Source organism: Mycobacterium sp. (genome assembly GCF_019247615.1).
Lineage (GTDB): Bacteria > Actinomycetota > Actinomycetes > Mycobacteriales > Mycobacteriaceae > Mycobacterium.
The window spans coordinates 21,778-28,492 of sequence record NZ_JAFBAT010000222.1 but is presented as its reverse complement, the minus strand read 5'-3'; the positions used below and the strand labels follow the sequence as shown (position 1 = coordinate 28,492).

The following is a 6,715-nucleotide window of genomic DNA, read 5'->3' as shown; positions in this document are numbered from 1 at the left end:
CTCTGTGACCCGGTACCCCGCAAGGGCTTCATTGAGCAGCGCTTCGTGTTCCATGCAGGCAACGAACTCGTCGTCGGTTCGTCCCGCCCACGTGAGCTGGCTCACGATGCGCACCCGTCGATTCCGATACTCGTCGGCAAACGAGCCCACGACCGCCATGAACCGGGACGGGTTGCGTCCGATCTCGGCGATGTCGTCCATCCGCAATTCGGCGGGGTATCCGCTGGCCGCGGCGCCCAGCGCAGCGCGGAGCGACGCCAGCTCGTCTGGCGGCACCGCGATGAGCACCGCCTCGTCCCTGGCCAGGCCGTCGCCCACGAAGCGCGCCACCAGGTCCAGGTACTCCTGCCGCGAGCGATACAGAAGCGCGGAATGGACGAAGTCCGATTGGTCGGTCCTGGCTCCTCCGACGCCCACCGTCATGGCAGCGGTCTCGCTTTCGATCACAATTGCCAACCCCCTGCTGGACCGGCCGTCTCACTTCCCATCCCCATACCCCGGATGAACGTTACGTATGCCCGCGAACGGAGCACATCAGCGCGAGTGCGACGCGGATTACTTTCGGTCCGTTTCTAGAGCCACCAGGAAGCGGCGGCATCCAGATGGCGACGGATGCGGTAGCAAGCGAGGCTGTCGTCGCCACCCTCGATGGCCTGCAGAATCCGCGCATGAGCATGATCGACGGCCACGACGTCGGCCCAGGAGGCAACCGCGTGTCCGCCGCTGGACCAGTTGCGGCGAAACAGTTCGATGATGATGTGCAGGAACAGGTCGAGCAGCGCGTTGCCGGCCAGCTCCGCAAGGCCGAGGTGGAACCGGAATTCCTCGACAGCGGCCTGGCGAACGTCTGCGGTGCCTGGTGGTTTTCCGCCGGTTCGGCGACCGGCGTGATGGGCTGCCAAAAAGGCCGACACGTCGGGATCGGCTCGCCGCTCGACGACTTTGGCCACGTTGTCGATCTCGATGGCGTCCCGCACGCAGCGCAAGTCTTCGCGAAGGGGCTTGCGGTATTGCAGGTATAGGGCAATGGTCTCGATGCTCGCCTGAGCCTGAGGTCTTGTGACGATCAGCCCGCCGCCGGGCCCACGGCGCATCTGCGCGACGGAGTGATACTCCAGCAGCCGCACCGCTTCGCGCAACACCGAGCGGCTCACCCGGTAGCGCTCCAGCAACACCGTCTCGGTTCCGAAGACGGAACCGAGACGCCACCCGCTCGCCGCGATGTCGTCGGCGATGGTGGCCGCCAGCATCTCGGCGAGCTTGCCGCGCGACCCGTCGCCGTCGAGCCGCAGGCGGTGTTGCCTGCGGGGGCGGGTTTTCTCGCCGGGGTGATGTTTCTGCAGCCAGGCGGTCACCGCCTCGACGTGTCGCTCACTGAGCGTCTTGGCCCGGGCGGCATCACCCGCTGTGACGGCAGCGACCATCTGCGAGTGGTGATGATGCGTCCGGTCGACCGCCTCGATGGCCTCGGTCGCCGAGTCGGCCTGGGACTTCAGCGCGTATCTCCTGGTCAGTCTCATCACAATGTCGACGAACAGTTGCAGGATCGGGTTTTTTGACTGCTCCGCCAGCGCGACGTGGAGATCCTCGCGCGGCGGCGGTGCGCCCGGCCGCCAGCCTTCCTCCGCGTGCAACAGCGCTCGCAGCCGGTCGATCCCGGCTTCGTCGATCCGTTCGGCGGCAAGCGAGGCCGCCAACGGCTCGAGCACCAGTCGCGCGTTGAGCAGGTCGCCCAGCGTCGTGCCCAGGTATTCGAGAAAGATGACGACGGCGCGGGTGGCCGGCCCGGCGTCGGGCCTACAGATCAGCAGCCCGCCGCCCGGCCCGCGGCGCATCCGGGCGACCTGGTGGTGCTCGACGAGGCGAATGGCCTCCCGCAGCACCGATCGGCTCACCTGAAAACGTTGTTGCAGAGCGTGTTCCGAGCCCAGCGATTCACCGACGTTCCAGCCCCGCCGGACGATGTCCGCCTCGATCTGGCGGGCGATCTGGGAAGCCAGCTTTTCCGTTCCGCCAGCCTCAAGCGAACCAGGCTCTGCCACAAGCTATCTCAACATGTGAGCAGCATGCAGCCGGCAACGGGCCCACCACCCACCGATACCACGCCGACCTCTGGTCGTTTCGTCACCTGCCGCTCACCCGCCTCGCCGCGCAGCTGCAGGCACCCTTCGTGCAGCGCCCAGTAACCATGCATGCGACCGGCCGAGAGCTGGCCGCCGTAGGTGTTGAGCGGCAGTTCACCCTCGCGGGCTATCCGGGTGCCGCCCTCGACGAACGGTCCGGCGTCGCCGTCTGCGCATATTCCGAGTGCTTCCAGCCATGCGAGCGTGAGAAACGTGAAACCGTCGTACAACTCAGCCACCTCGAGGTCGGCGGGCGTGAGCTGCGTGCGAGACCACATCTGCGCCGCCGCATCCGACATCGCCATCTTGGGATAGTCGTCACGGTGAAACCAGCCACCCGCCCCGTCGGACCCGCCGATCGCCTCGACGGCCACCGCGCGGTGCGGGCAATCGCGCGCGTATTCGGCGTTCGAGACGACCACGGCGACCGACCCGTCGATGGGGACATCGCAATCCAGCAGTCCGAAGGGAGTCGACACCGGCCGGGCGCCCAGATAGTCGGCCATCGTCATCGGATCGCGGTAGACCGCAAGGGGATTCAAAGCCGCGTTGCGTCTACCGTTGACCGCGACCCAGCCCAGCTGTTCCTTGGTTGTTCCGTACAACTCCATGTGGCGACGGCAGTTCAGCGCCAGCCAGTTCGCGGCGGAATAGGCATGGGCCGCGACCAGATCGTTGATATCGTCCATCGCGCCGACGGCCGGCCGGGGAGCGCCCTCGGGTGTGGAGAACATGCGCGCCAGCGGCGGGGCGGGTGCATCGTCTTGTGGTTTCCCCGGGACGGTGCCGCCGAGCATCTGTATCGTCCGGTAGACCACGGCATGTCGGACGCGGCGCTCGGAGACCGCACGGCACGCCGACATCACCGGGCTCAGCAGGCCACCGGTGCCGAATCCTGCTCCGCAGTCGACCGCCTGGATCTTCAGTGTCGCGATGACCTCTTCGGCCGGCGTATCGCCCAGCGTCGCGATGCCGTCGATGTCCGTAGGCGCCAGCCCCGCATCCTCGATGGCGGCCCGCACGGCCTCCATGGTCAGCTCGGGGCCGGGAATGCCGGTGCGACGGCCGATCCGCGAGATGCCGATTCCGGACAAGATCGCATCTTTTTCGAAGTACGCCATATGCCCGTCCATCCAACCGAATCCACCAGTCGCCGTGGATTAATAGAGTGTACTGTATCGCTCGTGCTCATCGAACACTGCGACCCTTGCGACCGCTGGGTGCATCCCGCGGCCGGCGAATGCCGCGATTGCGGCGGCCCGCTGGTGGCGCGGCCGGTGTCCGGGCGTGGCACGGTGTTCACCTATACGGTCAACCACCACCCGTACAACCCGGACATCCCGACGCCTTACGTGATCGCGATCGTCGAGCTGGCCGAGCAGAGAGGACTCAGAGTTGCGGCCAACATCGTTGGATGCGAACCGGATTCGGTATGGTGCGGGATGCCCGTCGACATCCAGTCCGAAAAGGGCAGCGGCGGCGCGCCATTGCTCGCACCCGCCTGAATCGCCTACCCGGCGAGCGTGCGCAGAATGCCGGCCGGCACGGCGTGTCGCGGTACTAACACGCAGGCTCGCGGGAGATTAGTTGATCAACGGGTCGCGCGGCATGCCAAGGATGCGTTCGGCGATCTGGTTCCGGGTCACCTCGGAGGTGCCCCCGGCGATCGCCATGCCGCGAGCACCCATGATCATCCGTCCGACCGCGGCGCCGGGGCCGTCGATCAGCGCAACCTCGGGCCCGAGCAGCGCCGCCGAGATCGCGCCCCCCTCGACCATGTGCTCGGCCAGCTTCAGCTTGGTGACGTTGCCTTCCGGGCCGGGCCCCGCCCCCTCGATGCTGCGCGCGGCGCGACGCAGGTTGAGCAGCCGCAGCGCATGATCCTCGGCAAGGTAGTACCCGACCCGAACTGCCGCTCCGGCCAACCGATCCGCGTGCTGAGCAGCCAGCTGCACGAGTCTGGCGGCCAGCCCCTGATAGAACGATCCGCTGCCACCGATGCTGACCCGCTCGTTGCCCAGTGTCGCCCGCGCGACCGTCCACCCGGCGTTGGGCGCACCCACGACGTCCTCGTCGGGCACGAACACGTCGTTGAAGAACACCTCGTTGAATTCCGAGCCGCCAGTGATCTGGCGCAGAGGCCGCACCTCGACGCCCTCGCCCTTCATGTCGATGATGACCGTGGTAATGCCGGCGTGTTTGGGTGCATTGGGATCGGTACGTACGGTGGCCAGCCCGCGGCTGCAGTACTGCGCCCCGCTGGTCCACACCTTCTGCCCGTTGATCTTCCAACCGCCGTCGACCCGGGCGGCGCGCGTCTTGACGGATGCCGCATCCGACCCGGCCTCGGGTTCGGAGAACAGCTGGCACCAGACTTCGTCTTGACGCAGCGCCTTCTCCACGAATCTTTCTATTTGCCAAGGTGTTCCGTGCTGAATCAGAGTCAGGATCACCCATCCGGTGATGGAGTAGTCGGGGCGCTTGATGCCGGCCGCCCGGAACTCTTCCTCGATCACCAGCTGCTCCACCGCATCGGCCGCTCGGCCCCATGGTTTCGGCCAATGGGGCATGACGTACCCCGTCTCGATCAGCTTGTCGCGCTGCGCCTTCGCGTCCAGGGCCGCGATTTCGGCCGCGTCGGCGCGGATTCGGGTGCGGAGCTTTTCGGCTTCGGCCGGCAGGTCGAGGCTGTTTTCGCGGACGGTCCCGGTCGCGGTGCGCTCGAAGACATCGCGGGCCGGGGCGTCACCGCCGAACAGTGCCGCGGTTACCAGCGCGCGGCGCAGATGCAGGTGGGCGTCATGCTCCCAGGTGAAGCCGATGCCGCCGTGGACTTGAATATTGAGTTCGGCGTTGCGCGCGTACGCAGGGAACGCCAGCGCCGCCGCCGCCGCGGCGACCAACCGGAATTGCTGCTCGTCCTCGGATGCCGCGCGCGAGGCGTCCCATACCGCGGCGGTCGCCGACTCGGCGGCCACCAGCATGTTGGCGCAATGATGCTTGACGGCTTGGAAAGTGGCGATGGTGCGCCCGAATTGCTGGCGCACCTTGGCGTAGGCGACGGCGGCGTCGACGCAGTCCGACGCCCCGCCGACGGCCTCCGCGGCCAGCAAGGTCCGCGCCCGGGCCAGCGACGATTCCCGCGCCCCGGGGATGATGTCGGCGCCGGTGAGGCTGACATTGTGCAGCCGGACGCGACCGGAGCGCCGCGTCGGATCGAGGTTGTCGGGCACTTCCACTGAGACACCCTCGCCGTCGCGTTGCAGCAGCAGCACGTCGTCGCCGGCGGCGATCAAGAGCAGCTGGGCGAGCCCGGCACCCAGGACGACTCCGGCGTCGCCGTCTGCCGTGCCGTCCGACACCCGCACCTGGCTGTCCATACCGATTGCCGCGGTGATGGTTCCGTCGATCAGCCCCGGCAGCAGGCGCGACTTCTGTTCGGACGTACCGTCTTTCGCGATCACCGACGACGCGATCACGGTCGGCACGAACGGTCCCGGGGCGACGACACGCCCGAGTTCCTCGAGCACGACCACGAGTTCCGGCAGCCCGTAGCCCGAGCCGCCGTGCTCCTCGTCAATGTGCAGCCCCAGCCACCCGAGCTCCACCAGATTCTGCCAAAACGGTGGCCGGGACTCGTCGGCCGAATCGAGCAGTGAGCGCGCCGCCCACCGCGCCTTCTGCGAGGTCAAGAACGCGCGGGCCACCTCGGCGAGTTCGCGATGGTCGTCGGTCAGTGCGATACCCATGGAGGTCCTCCTCGCGGCGGGCGGGCTGCCTAAAAGAGTGTACTTATTGTTATTTCGGCGCGAACCGCTGACCGGCGTCCAGCCGCAGGCACTGGCCGTTAAGCATCGGGTTGTCCACGATGGCCGCCACCAGCTTCGCGTACTCGATGGGCCGGCCCATCCGCTTGGGGAACGCGGCGTCGCGCGTGAGCGTGGCCGCCATCTCGTCGGGAACCATCGCGGTGAGCCCGGTGAGGAAGAGGCTCGGTGCGATCGCCAGCACCCTGATGCCCATCGACCCGAGGTCGCGGGCCATGGTCAGGCACATGCCGGCGATCGCGGCCTTGGCGGCGGTGTAGGCGACCTGTCCGATCTGACCCTCGAAGGCCGCGATCGACGCGGTGTTGATGATGACCCCGCGCTCCTCATCTTCGGGCTCGTTCTTGGCCATGTGGGCGGCGGCCAGCCGGCTGATGTTGAAGGTGGCAATGAGGTTGAGGTCGATCACCGATTGGAAGGATTCGAGATCATGGGGACCGGATTTGGTCAGCGTCCGTTTCGCGATGCCGCCACCGGCGGTGGTCACCGCGACATGCAGGCCGCCCAGTTTGTCGACGGCGGTCTGCAGGGTTTCCTCCGTTCCCTTGAAGTCCGTCACGTCGACCGGGTAGAACACGCCGCCTATTCCCTCGGCAACGCTCTTGCCGTCGGAACCCTCCCGGTCTAGCACCGCGACGTCGGCGCCGCGTTCGGCCAGCAACTCCGCGGAGGCACGACCCATCCCGGACGCGCCGCCGATGACGACGACCTTTTTCCCGCTGATCTCCATCCGGACCTCCCTTTAGTGGCTTGTCAGATTCCTGG

6 protein-coding genes are annotated in these 6,715 nt (G+C 67.2%); 1 reads left to right on the top strand and 5 read right to left on the bottom strand.

Annotated features, from left to right (window positions below):
* From JO059_RS15360 to JO059_RS15350, 3 genes are all read right to left on the bottom strand, one after another.
* Positions 1 to 447, bottom strand: a 447-nt coding sequence (locus tag JO059_RS15360; RefSeq protein WP_293320149.1) for an MEDS domain-containing protein, incomplete at its 3' end; no start/stop codon positions are given.
* A gap of 125 nt (positions 448 to 572) precedes the next feature.
* Positions 573 to 2,042 carry an FCD domain-containing protein gene (locus JO059_RS15355; RefSeq protein ID WP_293320147.1) on the bottom strand — a complete coding sequence of 490 codons (1,470 nt, stop codon included), beginning with the start codon at positions 2,040 to 2,042 and terminating at the stop codon, positions 573 to 575.
* A gap of 8 nt (positions 2,043 to 2,050) precedes the next feature.
* On the bottom strand, positions 2,051 to 3,244 hold the full coding sequence (locus tag JO059_RS15350; protein WP_293320145.1) for a thiolase family protein: 1,194 nt from the start codon (positions 3,242 to 3,244) through the stop codon (positions 2,051 to 2,053).
* 63 nt (positions 3,245 to 3,307) lie between these two features.
* Here JO059_RS15350 and JO059_RS15345 point away from each other — a divergent pair, with 63 nt between their 5' ends.
* Complete coding sequence (locus tag JO059_RS15345; protein ID WP_293320143.1) at positions 3,308 to 3,628, top strand: OB-fold domain-containing protein; 321 nt, start codon at positions 3,308 to 3,310, stop codon at positions 3,626 to 3,628.
* Positions 3,629 to 3,706: 78 nt separating this feature from the next.
* Here JO059_RS15345 and JO059_RS15340 read toward each other — a convergent pair whose 3' ends face one another.
* Together JO059_RS15340 and JO059_RS15335 are read right to left on the bottom strand one after the other, a co-directional pair.
* On the bottom strand, positions 3,707 to 5,872 hold the full coding sequence (locus tag JO059_RS15340; protein ID WP_293320141.1) for an acyl-CoA dehydrogenase: 2,166 nt from the start codon (positions 5,870 to 5,872) through the stop codon (positions 3,707 to 3,709).
* 49 nt (positions 5,873 to 5,921) lie between these two features.
* Positions 5,922 to 6,680, bottom strand: coding sequence for an SDR family NAD(P)-dependent oxidoreductase (locus JO059_RS15335; protein ID WP_293320139.1), 759 nt, complete (start codon positions 6,678 to 6,680; stop codon positions 5,922 to 5,924).
* Positions 6,681 to 6,715: the final 35 nt, after the last annotated feature.

What these genes read in the sequence shown, in the direction of transcription:
- JO059_RS15350 (WP_293320145.1), bottom strand. Translation starts at nt 3,244, where the DNA reads ATGGCGTACTTCGAAAAAGATGCGATCTTGTCCGGAATCGGCATCTCG.
- JO059_RS15340 (WP_293320141.1), bottom strand. Translation starts at nt 5,872, where the DNA reads ATGGGTATCGCACTGACCGACGACCATCGCGAACTCGCCGAGGTGGCC.
- JO059_RS15335 (WP_293320139.1), bottom strand. Translation starts at nt 6,680, where the DNA reads ATGGAGATCAGCGGGAAAAAGGTCGTCGTCATCGGCGGCGCGTCCGGG.